Source organism: Arthrobacter sp. 10N410, from assembly GCF_056394945.1.
Genome location: NZ_JBFTIP010000003.1, coordinates 646,214 through 660,048, shown reverse-complemented (window position 1 = coordinate 660,048; position 13,835 = coordinate 646,214). Strand labels below are relative to the sequence as shown.

Genomic DNA, 13,835 nt, shown 5'->3' with positions numbered 1-13,835 from the left:
GTCAGCCGGGCAGCCGCAGACCGCCCGGGTGCAGCTCGGCCAGGCCGTCGCTGAGCAGCCCGGCAAGGGCCCGTTCCAGCTGCTCGGGCGCCGGGTTCAGCCGGTGCAGCGCCGCGAGCGGGACCCCGATCCCGTCGGCGTCGAAGCCTAGGTCCGCGGGGGCCTGTTCCAGCAGTTCGCGGGCCACCGGTGATTCGGCCAGGCGCAGGACGGCCATCACGGCTCCGCGCACCTGACGGTCCGTCCCGTGCCAGGCCTGCCCCTTTGGCGTGTAGGTGGGGGGAGGTTCGCCGGCGGCGAGCCAGGCACACGCGCCGCGGACGGGGCATTGACCGCACTTCGGCGCCCGGGCCGTGCAGACCAGCGCCCCCAGCTCCATCACGGCGGCGTTCCAGCGCACCGAGGCGGCATCTTCGTCGGGCAGCAGCTCCGCGGCCAGCCGCATTTCGCCGGCCGTCAGGGCCGGCGCCGGCAGCGCGGTCCCGGTGAACAGCCGAGCGTGGACCCGGCGGATGTTGGTGTCCACCACGGTCGCCCTGCCGCCGAAGGCGAACGCGGCGACGGCGGCGGCCGTGTAGCTGCCCACGCCGGGAAGCTCCAGCAATTCCGGGTAACTGCCGGGAACCGCGCCGCCATGGTTGTCCACGATCGCGGCGGCGGCCGCGTGCAGCCGGAGCGCCCGCCGCGGATACCCCAGCCGGCCCCAGGACCGGACAGCCTCCCCGGCGGGCTCCCGGGCGAGATCGGCCGGCGCGGGCCAGCGCCGCAGCCATTCCTCCCACACGGGCAGCACCCGGACCACGGGGGTCTGCTGGAGCATGATTTCGCTGACCAGCACACCCCAGGCGGAGCAGTCCGCCGCCCGCCAGGGCAGATCGCGGGCGGTGTCACGAAACCAGGAGTCCAGGGCGGCGTGCAGCTCGGCGAGCGGCACAGCCGGCACAGCCGGCACCGGCGGGAGGGCCGCGGCGGCGGGGAGGGCGGGGGAATCGGCTAAGGCTTTGATCGAACCAGCTTAATAGAGACGGGCACCATAGTGCGGCCAGCGGCGTGGTGGGCCGGCATAACCCGCGGCGTTATCTAGCCTAGAAGGATGGTCAGGCAAGGCAACTCAGGAACGCACGGTTCGGGACCGAAGGCTTCCGCCAAGGCAAAGACCAGCGGCAGGCCGGCCCGGAAACCCCTCAGCCCTGTCTACCGCCGACGCCGGCTCTTCGTCGGAGCCGCCCTGGTGCTGGTGCTTTCCCTCGCTGTCGGCGGTTTCGCTGCGATTTCCAGCGTCCTCAACGGCGAAAGACCGGCGGCCACGTCCGGTGACTCGACCCAGACGGCCAAGCCCGGCAGCACCCCCGCCAGCACGGAGGCGTCCGCCGGGGCCCCGCCGACGGCGGGAGCTGGCTGTGACGAGACGCTCCTGAAGGTCACCGCGGCCACGGACAAGGCCGCCTACGCGGCTGGCGAGAACCCGCTGCTGACCCTCAAGGTCACCAACGGCAACAAGGTTTCGTGCGAGGTCAACCTTGGGACCTCGCAGATGGAGTACCTGATCACCAGCGGCTCGGACCGGATCTTCTCGTCCCGGGACTGCCAGGCGGAGAGCAGCGACCTGGTCAAGACCATCCGCCCCGGCGGCAGCGAGACGGCGAACTTCCCGTGGAACCGCAACCGGTCCACTGAGGGCTGCAAGGTCGTGGACGCCCAGCCGGGCGGCGGCGGTGCCTACTACGTCTTCACCGCCAGGCTCGGCAACAAGACCAGCCCCAAGGCCGTCTTCCAGCTCGGCTAGTCCACTTCGACTGCTCCGCAGGTGCCGTTTTGCGGGCCGAAAAGGGCGGTTACGGAGCAGCGGACAGGGGTTAGGCGGGGCCCAAAGGAACCGGTCTAGAGGAACCGGTCCAGCAGGCTGGCCTCGGCCATCCGGCTCAGGCCTTCGCGGACCGTCCGGGCGCGCTGGTCGCCGATGCCGTCCACCGTCATGAGGTCATCAATGGTGGCAGCCATCAGGAACTGCAGCCCGCCAAAGTGGTCCACCAGGCGGTCGGCAACGGCTTTCGGCACCGCCTTGAGCCCGGAAAGCAGGCGGTATCCGCGCGGCTGCACGACGGCGTCGAGGTTCGCCTCACCGCCGGCGAAGCCGACAATGCCAGCGATCTTGCCCAGGTCGATGAGCTCGGTGGGGCCCAGGTTCACCAGGGCCTTGACGGCGTTTTCGATATCCGCGGCGGAGGCGCTGGGGCCCGAGTAGTCCCGGATGATCACGTCGCTGCCCGGCCCTCGGCCTACCGTCAGTTCGTCCAGCTGGAGTGAGAGCAAACGGCCGTCCTCGCCGAGTTCCAGCACATACTGGGAGATCTCCTCGGAGATGCGCCGCACCATCTCCTGGCGCTGCAGGGTCACGGCCACGTCGCGGACCGTCACCATGGCTTCGATCTCCAGGGCCGACAGCGAACTGGTCACCTGGTCCAGGCGGGAGCGGTACCGCTCCAGTGTGGCGAGGGCCTGATTGGCGCGGGCCAGGACCTTCTCCGAGCCTTCCAAGGTGTGGCGCAGGCCGTTGACGTAAAGCGCGATGATCTGCATCGACTGGCTCACGGAGATGACCGGAACGCCGGTCTGGATGGCAACGCGCTCAGCGGTCCGGTGCCGGGTTCCCGTCTCCTGGGTCTCAATGCTCGAATCGGGCACCAGCTGGACGCCGGCCCGCAGGATGTTGCTCGCATCCTTGTCGCAGACAATGGCGCCGTCCATTTTGGCCAGTTCACGCAGCCGGGTGGGGGAGAAGTCGATGCCGATTTCGAAGCCACCCGAACAGATGGATTCGATGGTCCGGTCGATGCCCAGCACGATCAGGGCGCCGGTACGTCCGCGGAGGATTCGCTCCAGGCCGTCCCGCAGGGCCGTCCCCGGCGCCACCCTGGCCAGAGTCGCCTTAAGTGCATCCTCGGGACTCCGAGCCATAGGTATTCCCTTTCAAAGGTGCAGGCCGCAGCCCGCAAGTGCGCCGGTTTTGATGACAAATCCATCAGCGGCCGGCAAGAACAAAAGTGCCCGGTTTCCCGTATGCACCATCATAGGGGCAACGGCGGGCTGTTTCCGCACGGTCAAGCCTCAAAGTGCCCCATTTACGTCTGCCCGGGGGTCCCGCGCAGACGGCCGTCCGCCCGCCGGCGGAACCCGCGTTTTCGGTCGTCCGCCCGGGCCTGCCGCCGCCTGCGATAAACTTGATGCCTAGGGTGTACCGCGGGCTCTCCGCGCCGTGACCCGTTCCCAGCCGCAGCGAAAGTAGCACCGTGTCCCAAGAAGTCCACAGCCCCGCCAGAGTCCACGAGATTCACAAGCAGGCAGCCCGGCGCCGGACCTTCGCAGTCATCTCCCACCCCGACGCCGGCAAGTCCACGCTGACCGAAGCCCTGGCCCTGCACGCCAAGGTGATCGGCACCGCCGGCGCGTCCAGCGGCAAGGCCAACCGCAAGGAAACCGTCTCCGACTGGATGCAGATGGAGAAGGACCGCGGCATCTCGATCAGCTCGGCAGCGCTGCAGTTCGCCTACCGCGACACCGTCATCAACCTGCTGGACACCCCGGGCCACGCCGACTTCTCCGAGGACACCTACCGGGTGCTGGCCGCCGTGGACTGCGCCGTGATGCTCGTGGACGCCGCCAAGGGCCTGGAAACCCAGACCATGAAGCTCTTCGAGGTCTGCAAGCAGCGGAACCTGCCCATCATCACCGTGATCAACAAGTGGGACCGGCCCGGCCTGGACGCCCTGGCCCTGATGGATGAGATCACCGAACGGACCGGCCTGCAGCCCATGCCCCTGACCTGGGCGGTCGGCATCTCCGGCGACTTCCGCGGCGTCTGGGACCTGCGCAACGACCGCTTTGCCCAGTTCAAGCGCAACAATGCCGGCGCCAACATCGCCCTGACGGAGTACTTCACCCCGGAGGAGGCCGCCGCCAGCCAGGGCGGCGACTGGTCCAACGCCGTGGACGAGGCCGGCCTGGTGATCGAATCCAACCTGGCGTTCGACGTCGAGGCCTTCCACGCCGGCAAGGCGACGCCTATCCTGTTCAGCTCCGCCGCGCTGAACTTCGGCGTGAAGGAAATCCTCGATGCCCTCGTGGACTTCGCCCCTCCCGCTGCCCCGCGGCCCGACGTTGAGGGCGCCGCGCGCCCCGTGGACGCCCCGTTCGCCGGGTTCGTCTTCAAGGTCCAGGCCGGCATGAACAAGGCCCACCGTGACCACGTCGCGTTCATCCGGGTCTGTTCCGGCGTCTTCGAACGCGGCATGGTGGTCACGCAGGGACGGACCGGGAAATCATTCGCGACGAAGTACGCCCAGCAGGTGTTCGGCCGCGAACGCGAGGTGATCGACGAGGCTTTCCCCGGTGACGTCGTGGGCCTCGTGAACGCCTCCTCGCTGCGCGTGGGGGACAGCCTGTTTCTGGAGCAGCCGGTGGAGTTCCCGGCGATCCCGCTGTTCGCCCCCGAGCACTTCCAGGTGGCCCGCTCCAAGGACCCCAGCCGCTTCAAGCAGTTCCGCCGCGGCATCGAACAGCTGGAGCACGAGGGCGTCATCCAGGTGCTCCGTTCCGACATCCGTGGCGACCAGGCCCCTGTGCTGGCCGCCGTCGGTCCTATGCAGTTCGAAGTGGTTGAGGACCGGATGGCACACGACTTCAGCGCCCCGATGCGGCTCGAACGGCTGCCCTACTCGCTGGCCAGGATCACGACGGCGGACGCCATGCCCACGCTCGCGAACGTACAAGGCGCCGAGGTGCTGCTGCGTTCCGACGGCGAGTATCTGGCCCTGTTCAACGACGTCTGGGCGCTGCGCCGGATCGAGAAGAACCACCCGGATCTGACGCTGGTGCCGATCGGCACGCACAACCCGGCTAAATAGCCTTCGCGAGCCCCGCCGGGGTCCCGGAAATTTCCCGCCCGCAGGTCTTCCGGAATCCGCATTCCGCGGTAACATAAGTAACCTTGCTAATTTCGCGGGCGCTTGTCGATCTGGCCGGCTTTTGGGACTGCTCTGTCCGATTCCATGTGCGGACCCGTATTGAGGGAACAAGAAAACTCGTTGACAATATCTATGGAATCCGGCCTCCTGCTCAGCGGGCGGTACCGGATCGAGGCCCTCATTGGCAGGGGAAGCCAATCAACTGTTTACCGGGCGCACGACGAACTGCTGCAGCGCGAGGTGGCGGTCAAGCTCTTCCGCAACGACGTGGACGATCTTGAGCACACCCGTCGCCAGGGCCAGGAAGTGCGGATCCTCGCGGGGATGAGCCACCACGCACTGGTGACCCTGTTCGACGCCGGCGCCGACCTCAGCAATCCGGAGTCCCGGCTGACCTACCTCGTGATGGAACTCGTCCGCGGCCAGGACCTGCGCCACCGGTCCCTGCAGGGCCCGCTCTCCGCCGCGCACATGGCCCACATCGGCTACGACCTGGCTGACGGGCTCTCCTACATCCACCACCACGGGATCGTGCACCGGGACATCAAACCGGCCAACATCCTCCTGGTGGACTACAGCAACGACGACCGCCGCCCCCGGGCCAAACTGACCGACTTCGGCGTCGCGGCCATCCTGGGGCACAACCGCGCGGACGACGACGGCGGCACCTCCGGGACCCCGGCCTACCTGAGCCCAGAGCAGGCCGGGGGTGAACCGGCCGGCCCGGCCAGCGACATCTACTCGCTCGGACTCGTGCTGCTTGAGGGGCTGACCGGCAAGATGGCCTACCCTGGCGCGCCGATCCAGTCCGCCGTCGCCCGGCTGCTCCACGACCCGCAGATCCCGGAGGAGCTCGCCCCGATGTGGGTGGCGCTGCTGTCCTCCATGCTGTCCCGCGATCCGGCCACCCGGCCGGACGCCCGCGAGGTTTCCCTTGCCCTGCGCCAGGAAGTCATCAACGGCGCCGGCCGTCACCGGCAGAACAGTGCGTCGGCGGCGAACGACGAGGACGGCCGGATGCGCGCCGTCGAGCGGTACCGGATCCTGGACACCCCGGCGGACGGCGCCTTTGACCGGATCGCGGCGCTGGCAGCCCGCGTGTTTTCGGTGCCGGTCGCGATTGTCAGCGTCGTGGACCACGACCGGATCTGGTTCAAGGCCCACCACGGCACCGAAGTCACCCAGATCGGCAGGGATCCGGGGCTTTGCGCCTCGGCGATCCTGCAGGACGGGCCCTGGATCATCGAGGACGCCGCGAGGGACGCACGGACCCTGGCCAACCCGCTCGTTGCCGGGGATTTCGGGCTGCAGTTCTACGCCGGAGTTCCGCTGCGCACCCCGGACGGCTTCAACCTCGGGACGTTCTGCATCCTGGACCGGGAGCCGCGTGCGTTCAGCGCCGAGGACACCCGGACACTCGAGGACCTGGCCGCGATCGTCATGAACGACCTTGAAATGCGGCTGCACAGCCGCGAGGCGATCGCCAGCTAGCGCGCGCCGGCGTCGCCAGCTAGCGCTGGTCGCCGGGTCAGCGCCTGCCGGCGTGCAGCGCGAGCTCAAGCTCAAACCGCGCCACCGGGTCCTCCAGCGCGTCCCCGAACAGTTCGCGCAGCTGGGCCGCCCGGTAGCCGACGGTCTGCGGGTGGATGCCCAGTTCGGCGGCCACCGGCGCCCGCTGCCCCCAGTGCCGCAGCCAGGACAACAGGGTTTCGGCGAGCCGTTCGCGCTGCGCCGGGCGGAGCCCCTCGAGCGGGGCCAGGCGGCGGTTGGCCAGCTCGGTGATGGCGGAGGGCTCGGCGCCGAGGATCACCGCCGCGAGATGCTCATCCGCCCAGATCGGCGGGTCCTCCGGACCGTCCCGGTGCGGCAGCACCGATGCCGCCAGCACGGCCAGCCGCAGGGACTCGGGGACCTTCTCCCAGCCGCCGGCCGGACCCACGGAGGCGCCGCGGCCCCGGAGTGCCTTGTCGAGGTCCTTCCGGGCGGACTTGGAGTTGCGGACCGGGACCAGAGCCACGGCGTCGGTCTCGCGTTCGATCACCAGGGTTCCCGGGCCCAGCCGCAGCCGCAGCCCGGCGGCCCGGTCCACCGGCAGCGTCACGACCGTCATGCGCGGGGGCAGGGACCAGTCCGCCATCGCCGCCGTCTGGCGCAGCGCCGCCTCGTCCGCCTGCCCCAGCAGCAGCAGGTCCAGCAGCTCGGTACGGCGCCGGTCCACCGCGCCGGCACGTTCGGACTGCTCAAAAGCGTAGGCCTCGGCACTGACCGCGGAGAGCTCATCGATGTAGGCCAGGATCGATTCGCCGAGGTCCACCACCACGTTCTGGCCCAGATGGTGTTCCACCGAGACCTTGGACATCTCCCGGAACGTCACGCGGGCCCCCATCCGGTAGGCGCTGAGCAGGGCATCCATGCTCCTGCCCTGCCGGAACTCGCCGCTGCCCAGGCCCGCCACCAGCTGCCGGCTCTCTTCGGAAAGCGCCGGCAGCGTGGTGCCCGGAAGCTGCAGGAAGCGGTCCAGGGCGGCCGCGACGCCGCGCCGCAGCCCCCGCCCGAAGCGGCCCTCGATCGGCCGGGCATAGGCGGGAACCAGCTGTGGCACGGCGTCGATGATGGCCTCCACGATGCCGGGCATCCTGGGCCGGAGCATGTCGCTGACCTCCTTCGGCAACGCCAGCCACGGCGGATCGTAAGCGGGGTAGCCGGAGTGGCCGGCGGGAGGAGCATCCATGACGGGTATCCCAAAATTGTTTCGTGGAGATAGTTTCTTTGAGTCGATCGTATGCCTTGGGTGAAGAATTATGACCCAACCTGACATAGGCTTAGTAGATGATCCGGCTCCGTAAGCTGGCGCGCGCCGCATCTCTACTGACCACCCCACTAGCTCCAGAAGACATTCTGTCGCTGTTCAACCCCGTGTTTTCTGCCCGCCAGTTGCGCGGCGTGGTTACCCGGGTGGTTCCAGAAACGGCCGATTCCGCCACCATTTTCTTCCGTCCCGGCCGAGGCTGGCAAGCGCACCGCGCAGGCCAGTGGGCCCGCATCGGCGTCGAACTTAACGGCGTGCGCCACTGGCGGTCCTACTCGCTCAGCGCGCCCGCCGGCGAGGACCCCGCCATCACCGTCACGGACATGGGGGCCGTCTCCGGGACCCTGGTCCGCACCACCAAGCCGGGCGACGTCCTTTTCCTCGCGCCGCCGCAGGGCGACTTCGTCCTCCCCGAACACCCGCGCCCGCTGCTGATGCTCACCGCGGGTAGCGGCATCACCCCGGTGATGTCGATGGTCCGCACGCTTGTCCCGCACCGTCCCGATGCCGACGTGGTCCTCATCCACACGGCGCGGACGGCGGCCGACGCCATCTTCCGCGAGGAACTGGCCGAACTCGCAGACCAGTTCCCCAACTTCAAGGTCACCCACTGGTTCACCGGGGAACGCGGGCGGCTCGACTTCAGCACCGCGGCGGGACTCGACGCGCTGTGCCCGGACTGGCGGGACCGCGCCGCCTACGCCTGCGGCCCCGAGGGCTTCCTCGACGACGCCGAGGCGCTCTGGGAATCCGAGGCCGCGCCCGGCACCAAGGACACGGCCGCAACCCTGACGATCGAACGCTTCAGCACCAACCTGGCCGGCGGCGAGGGGCACGACGGCGGTCTGGTGACCTTCGAAGCCTCCGACCGTGAAGTCGAAGCCGACGGCGACACCCCCCTGCTCGACGTAGGTGAGGACGCCGGCGTGCTGATGCCGAGCGGCTGCCGGATGGGCATCTGCCACAGCTGCCTCATCCCGCTCCGGGCCGGCCAGATCCGTGACCTGCGCACGGGCGAAGTCCACGGCGAGCCCGGCCAACTAATCCAAACGTGTGTCTCGGCAGCCGCCGGACCCGTTAACCTCGACCTCTGAGGAGAAACCACCACATGACCACACTTGCTGACAAGCCGGATACTGCCGAAAGCGGCAACACTGGCGCCCAGTCCGGATCCGCCGTCGTTGCCGCCGCAAAGAAGCGGCCAGGGGCGCTCGCCGAGACGGGCAGCCCGCTGCTCCGGCCGCCCGCCGCAGCGCACCTCTCGGACGAGCAGGTGGCGGAGCTGGGCCGCGAACTTGACGCGATCAAGGACGACATCCTCGCCAAGCGCGGCTCCTCGGACGCCGCCTACATCCGCCGCATGATCAAGATCCAGCGCGGCCTGGAGATCTCCGGCCGCGCTGCGCTCCTGGTCAGCAAGAACAAGGCCGCCTGGGTCACCGGCACCACGCTGCTGAGCTTCGCCAAGATCCTGGAAAACATGGAGCTGGGACACAACATCCTGCACGGCCAGTGGGACTGGATGCGGGACCCGGACATCCACTCCACCACTTGGGAGTGGGACTTTGTCACCCCGGCGCGTTCCTGGCAGCACACCCACAACGACCTGCACCACCGGTGGACCAACGTCGTCGGCAAGGACAACGACATCGGGTACAACCTGCTGCGCATGGATCCGCAACAGGAATGGAAGCCCTTCAACCTGGGCAACCCGCTCTACAACGCGCTGCTGGCGCCGGTCTTCGAGTGGGGCATCGCGATCTATGACCTCGAACTCGTGGACTACAAAGAGGGCAGGAAGTCCAAAGAAGCCCTGAACAAGGACCTCAAGGCGCTGGGCCGCAAGGCCCTCAAGCAGTTCACCAAGGATTACGCCGCCACGCCCGCCGTCGCCATGCTCACCGGCTCCGGCAAGCAGGCCCTCTACGGCACGCTGACCGCCAACGCGGTCCGCAACGTCTGGGCCCACGCGGTGATCTTCTGCGGGCACTTCCCGGACGGGACGGATACGTTCACCGAGGAAATGGTCGACGGCGAGACCCGCGGCGACTGGTACGTGCGCCAGATGATCGGCTCGGCCAACATCTCCGGCTCCAAGTTCATGCACCTGATGACCGGCAACCTCTCGCACCAGATCGAGCACCACCTGTTCCCGGACCTGCCGTCCAACCGCTATGCCGAGGTGGCCCCGAAGGTCCAGGAGATCTGCCGCCGCTACGGCCTGCCGTACACCACGGGCCCGATCTGGAAGCAGGTCGGCTCCACTTGGGCCAAGATCTTCCGGCTGGCCCTGCCGCCGAAGAAGGCCTAGGCGCCCGGGTCCGCCGGGGGAGGCGGCAGACGCTAAGAGGTGCTGCTGAGAACCGACTCCTGGTGGACCCGGGGGAGCTCCTCGAAGGCGGGCTTCCCAAACCCATATCCCTGGAACAGGCGGATGCCGGTTGCCTTCAGGGCCAGGAACTCCGCTTCAGTCTCAATGCCTTCCGCGAGCACCGTGATGTCCAGCTCCCTGGCGATGCCGACGATGCCGGCGACGACGGTCTGGCGGGCCGGGCTGGAGTCGATCCCTCGGATGAGTTTCATGTCGACCTTGATCAGGTCGGGCTGGAAATCGACCAAGAGGCCAAGTCCCGCATGGCCGGCGCCAAAATCGTCGATGGCGGTGGTGAAACCGTGCTTGCGGTACTCGGTGATGATGTTCGTGAGGTGTGCCGTGTCCGAGACCTCCTCATTTTCGGTGAATTCGAACATGATCGACGACGTCGGAAAGCTGCATCGCGCGGCTGCCTGCAGCGTCGCACGAAGGCATGCAGCCGGTTCGTAGACCGCGTTGGGCATGAAGTTGATCGACAGCATCAGCTCCTCACCCGCAGGAAAGAGGCGGGATGCCAGCTCGATTGCCTTGACGCGGCAGGCCTGGTCAAAGCGGTACTTCTGCTCCGGTGAGACTTTTGACAGAACGTCATAGGCGCCCTCGCCCGACAAGCCTCTGACCAGGGCCTCATAGCCCCACACGCGGCCGGCGACGGCGTCGTAGATCGGCTGGAAAGCCATGCTGAAATCAAAGTCGAGTCTCGGAGAAGCCGTGCAGCCGTCACATGCCATGTGGGGGTCCTTTCGATGATTACGTCCACTGTAGGGCAACAGCCGCAGCCGGGAACCCGCCGTGTCCGGGGTGAAATGCGCGTGTCGCGGGCCTCCTCCGCCCCGCTGTAACGGACCCCTGTCCCTGGTGCGGCGGCCGGCTCAGGCCTTGACCGCCACCCCCAGGACGTGGGCCAGCGGCGGATTGCCGGGCAGCACCGCGAAGCCGAAGCGGTCCAGTGACTCGACTGCCAGGCCGGCCCGGACGATGGTGGACGGGGTGTCCCGGTTGGGGTGGCAGCCGCCGGCCAGGCGGCTCCAGAGCGGTGTGAGCAGGTCCTCGGCCAACCCCAGCACGCGGTGCGTGGAGCGGACGTGCTCATAGAACAGCAGCTGGCCGCCCGGCTTGAGGACCCGGACGGCTTCGGCCAGGGCAGCGGACGGCTCGGCCACGCTGCACAGCACGAGGCTCGAGACGACGACGTCCACCGAGCCGTCCGCGGCCGGCAGCGACTCGGCGACCCCGTCCAGGACGGTGATCGGCACCGGCGCCGTCGCTGCGGCGGCCAGGGCCAGCGCCAGGAGCGTGGGGTCCGGTTCGAGCGCCAGCACCCCCGTCACCGCGGGCGGATAGAACGGGAAGGTCGCGCCGTAGCCTGCCCCGATCTCGACGACGGCGCCGTGGGCCGCTTCGACGAGGCGCCGCCGGTGGTCGGCCGCCCCGCGGGCGTCCATCCGGGGCCCGACGCGGGCATACGAGCGTCCGAACGACGGGGTGTGGGCATCCATGGGCGTCCTTTGGTTCAGCGGACCTGGGCCGGATTGAGCTTAAGGCGCCGCAGCAGCTGTGCATTCAGCGCCACCACGATCGTTGAGGCGGACATCAGCACCGCTCCGGCCGCGGGGGAGAGGACGACGCCGGCGAAGGCAAGGGCGCCGGCGGCCAGCGGGACGGAGACGATGTTGTAGCCGGTGGCCCAGATCAGGTTCTGCCACATCTTGCGGTAGCTGGCCCGGGAAAGGTCCAGCATGGACAGGACGGCACGGGGATCGTTTCCGGCCAGGACGACGCCGGCGGACTCCATCGCGACGTCGGTACCGGCGCCGATCGCGATGCCGACTTCGGCCCGGGCCAGCGCGGGGGAGTCGTTGACGCCGTCGCCCACCATCGCCACCTTCAAGCCGCGGGACTGCAGTTCGGCAACTTTCTTGTCCTTATCGGCCGGCAGGACCTCGGCGAAGACCTCGTCGATGTTGAGTTCCTCGCCAACGGCGCGGGCGACCTGACGGGCGTCGCCGGTGATCATGGCGACCTTGATGCCACGGTCCTGCAGGGCCTTTACGGCCTGCCGGGACTCGGTCCGCACGGCGTCCTCGAGGCTCACGGCCCCCAGGATTTTATCCCCGTCAATGACGTGGAGCACGGCCGCGCCGCGGTCCATCCAGGCCCGGGTGGCAGTTGCGAGTGCCTGCGGTTCTTCCGCTTCGAGGTCGCGGAGCAGGGCCGGGCCGCCGACCTGGATGGTCCTGCCGCCGACCGTGGCGCGGACGCCGCGGCCGGTCATGGACGAAAATCCTGTAGCCGCCGGAATCTGCAGGCCCTGCTGCCGTGCCGCCCGGACGATTGCACGTGCCACCGGGTGCTCGCTGTCTGCCTCGACGGCCGCGGCCAGCGCCAGGAGGCTGTCCCGGTCCACGCCGTCGGCGGTGGCGACGTCCTTGAGGGCGGGTTCGCCCTTGGTGAGGGTCCCGGTCTTGTCGAAGAGGACGACGTCGACGGTCCGCATCCGTTCCAGTGCCATCCGGTTCTTGATCAGGACTCCGGCCCGGGCGGCCTGTTCGGTGGAAATCGCAATGACCAGCGGGATGGCCAGGCCCAGGGCATGCGGGCAGGCGATCACGAGCACGGTGACGGTGCGGGTGACGGCGTCGGGAATGCTGCCCAGCAGGGACCAGACGATGAACGTGATGACGCCGGCGCCGGCGGCGAAGTAGAATAGGAATGCTGCAGCCCGGTCGGCCAGGGCCTGGGCCTTGGACGAAGAGGCCTGCGCCTCGGCCACCAGCCGCTGGATCCCGGCCAGGGCGGTGTCATCCCCGACGGCGGTGACCTGCACGCGGACCGTGTTGTCCGTGGCCACGGTCCCGGCGACGACCTTGTCTCCGGGTGAGCGGAGCACTGTCTTGGATTCGCCGGTGATCATCGACTCGTCGAACTCGGCCTGGCCGTCGACGACCACGCCGTCGGCCGGCATCCTGGCTCCGGAGCGGACCAGGACGGTGTCCCCTGCCAGGAGTTCGCTGACCTTGACGGTCTCCGTGCCCGCTGCGGTGATCCGGTCCGCCTCGTCCGGCAGCAGTGCGGCGAGGGCATCGAGCGCGCCCCGCGCCGAGCCGAGGGCGCGCATCTCGATCCAGTGCCCCAGCAGCATGATCGCCACCAGCAGGGCCAACTCCCACCAGAAGTCGAGGTCAAACCCCCCGATGCCCAGGCTCGTGACCCACGAGGCGACGAAAGCGACGCTGATGGCCATGGCGATCAGCAGCATCATGGCCGGTTTGCGGCTCTTCAGTTCATCCAGGCCGCCCTTGAGGAAGGGCTGCCCGCCATAGAAGAAGATGACGGTCCCCAGCACCGGCGGGATCCAGGCCGAACCGGGGAAAACCGGAGGCACATAGCCGAGCAGGTGTCCGAACATGGGGCTGAACAGCACCACGGGGACCGCCAGCGCCAGCGTCAGCCAGAACCTGTTCTTGAACATCGCGACGCTGTGGCCGGCATGCTGGCCGTGGCTGTGCACAAGGTGCTCATCGTCCCGGCCGGGCTGTGGCTGGACGTGGCCGGAGTGGCCGGTGCCGGCCCGCAGTTGGTCTGTCTGTCCGCTGTGCTGGTGGTCCATGGTTCCTGCCTCCGGAGAAGTCGTGGCTGTCCTGTTACCGACTTCAAACATACCCCCGGGGGGTATGTTTGGCAAGAG

The 13,835-nt window shown here is 68.5% G+C and carries 11 protein-coding genes; 5 read left to right on the top strand and 6 right to left on the bottom strand.

Annotated features, from left to right (window positions below):
- Position 1: 1 nt before the first annotated feature.
- Positions 2-838, bottom strand: coding sequence for an HhH-GPD family protein (locus AC1DB8_RS10790; protein WP_441418181.1), 837 nt, complete (start codon positions 836-838; stop codon positions 2-4).
- Positions 839-1,093: 255 nt separating this feature from the next.
- Here AC1DB8_RS10790 and AC1DB8_RS10785 point away from each other — a divergent pair, with 255 nt between their 5' ends.
- Positions 1,094-1,786 carry a hypothetical protein gene (locus tag AC1DB8_RS10785; protein WP_441418121.1) on the top strand — a complete coding sequence of 231 codons (693 nt, stop codon included), beginning with the start codon at positions 1,094-1,096 and terminating at the stop codon, positions 1,784-1,786.
- Between the two features lie 95 nt (positions 1,787-1,881).
- Here the strand turns inward: AC1DB8_RS10785 and disA are convergent, their stop codons facing one another.
- The gene (gene disA / locus AC1DB8_RS10780; protein WP_441418120.1) at positions 1,882-2,958 is read right to left on the bottom strand and encodes a DNA integrity scanning diadenylate cyclase DisA; all 1,077 of its coding nucleotides are present in this window, start codon (positions 2,956-2,958) and stop codon (positions 1,882-1,884) included.
- 332 nt (positions 2,959-3,290) lie between these two features.
- Between disA and AC1DB8_RS10775 the strand changes: the two genes are divergently transcribed.
- Complete coding sequence (locus tag AC1DB8_RS10775; RefSeq protein WP_476892997.1) at positions 3,291-4,904, top strand: peptide chain release factor 3; 1,614 nt, start codon at positions 3,291-3,293, stop codon at positions 4,902-4,904.
- Between the two features lie 192 nt (positions 4,905-5,096).
- Positions 5,097-6,455: a protein kinase domain-containing protein gene (locus AC1DB8_RS10770; protein ID WP_476892996.1), complete on the top strand. Its 1,359-nt coding sequence runs from the start codon at positions 5,097-5,099 to the stop codon at positions 6,453-6,455.
- Between the two features lie 37 nt (positions 6,456-6,492).
- Here the strand turns inward: AC1DB8_RS10770 and AC1DB8_RS10765 are convergent, their stop codons facing one another.
- Positions 6,493-7,695 (bottom strand): PucR family transcriptional regulator, encoded by a 1,203-nt coding sequence (locus AC1DB8_RS10765; RefSeq protein WP_476892995.1) that lies wholly within the window; start codon positions 7,693-7,695, stop codon positions 6,493-6,495.
- 98 nt (positions 7,696-7,793) lie between these two features.
- On the opposite strand from AC1DB8_RS10765, the gene AC1DB8_RS10760 reads away from it, so the two are divergent.
- Both AC1DB8_RS10760 and AC1DB8_RS10755 read left to right on the top strand, forming a co-directional pair.
- Positions 7,794-8,867, top strand: a complete 1,074-nt coding sequence (locus AC1DB8_RS10760; RefSeq protein ID WP_441418116.1) for a ferredoxin reductase — start codon at positions 7,794-7,796, stop codon at positions 8,865-8,867.
- Between the two features lie 14 nt (positions 8,868-8,881).
- Positions 8,882-10,084: a fatty acid desaturase family protein gene (locus AC1DB8_RS10755; protein ID WP_441418115.1), complete on the top strand. Its 1,203-nt coding sequence runs from the start codon at positions 8,882-8,884 to the stop codon at positions 10,082-10,084.
- A gap of 32 nt (positions 10,085-10,116) precedes the next feature.
- On the opposite strand, the gene AC1DB8_RS10750 is transcribed toward AC1DB8_RS10755, so the two are convergent.
- The 3 genes from AC1DB8_RS10750 to AC1DB8_RS10740 form a co-directional block, all read right to left on the bottom strand.
- Entirely contained in the window at positions 10,117-10,827 is a 711-nt protein-coding gene (locus AC1DB8_RS10750) for an EAL domain-containing protein (protein WP_476892994.1), read from the bottom strand.
- 192 nt (positions 10,828-11,019) lie between these two features.
- On the bottom strand, positions 11,020-11,646 hold the full coding sequence (locus AC1DB8_RS10745; protein ID WP_476892993.1) for a class I SAM-dependent methyltransferase: 627 nt from the start codon (positions 11,644-11,646) through the stop codon (positions 11,020-11,022).
- Positions 11,647-11,660: 14 nt separating this feature from the next.
- A complete protein-coding gene (locus AC1DB8_RS10740; protein ID WP_441418112.1) occupies positions 11,661-13,757 on the bottom strand; it encodes a copper-translocating P-type ATPase in 2,097 nt (698 codons plus the stop codon).
- Positions 13,758-13,835: the final 78 nt, after the last annotated feature.

Bases quoted from the DNA above. Each gene is read 5' to 3' on its own strand.
- AC1DB8_RS10785 (WP_441418121.1), top strand. From the start codon at position 1,094: ATGGTCAGGCAAGGCAACTCAGGAACGCACGGTTCGGGACCGAAGGCT.
- disA (WP_441418120.1), bottom strand. From the start codon at position 2,958: ATGGCTCGGAGTCCCGAGGATGCACTTAAGGCGACTCTGGCCAGGGTG.
- AC1DB8_RS10770 (WP_476892996.1), top strand. From the start codon at position 5,097: ATGGAATCCGGCCTCCTGCTCAGCGGGCGGTACCGGATCGAGGCCCTC.
- AC1DB8_RS10765 (WP_476892995.1), bottom strand. From the start codon at position 7,695: ATGGATGCTCCTCCCGCCGGCCACTCCGGCTACCCCGCTTACGATCCG.
- AC1DB8_RS10760 (WP_441418116.1), top strand. From the start codon at position 7,794: ATGATCCGGCTCCGTAAGCTGGCGCGCGCCGCATCTCTACTGACCACC.
- AC1DB8_RS10755 (WP_441418115.1), top strand. From the start codon at position 8,882: ATGACCACACTTGCTGACAAGCCGGATACTGCCGAAAGCGGCAACACT.
- AC1DB8_RS10750 (WP_476892994.1), bottom strand. From the start codon at position 10,827: ATGGCTTTCCAGCCGATCTACGACGCCGTCGCCGGCCGCGTGTGGGGC.
- AC1DB8_RS10745 (WP_476892993.1), bottom strand. From the start codon at position 11,646: ATGGATGCCCACACCCCGTCGTTCGGACGCTCGTATGCCCGCGTCGGG.
- AC1DB8_RS10740 (WP_441418112.1), bottom strand. From the start codon at position 13,757: ATGGACCACCAGCACAGCGGACAGACAGACCAACTGCGGGCCGGCACC.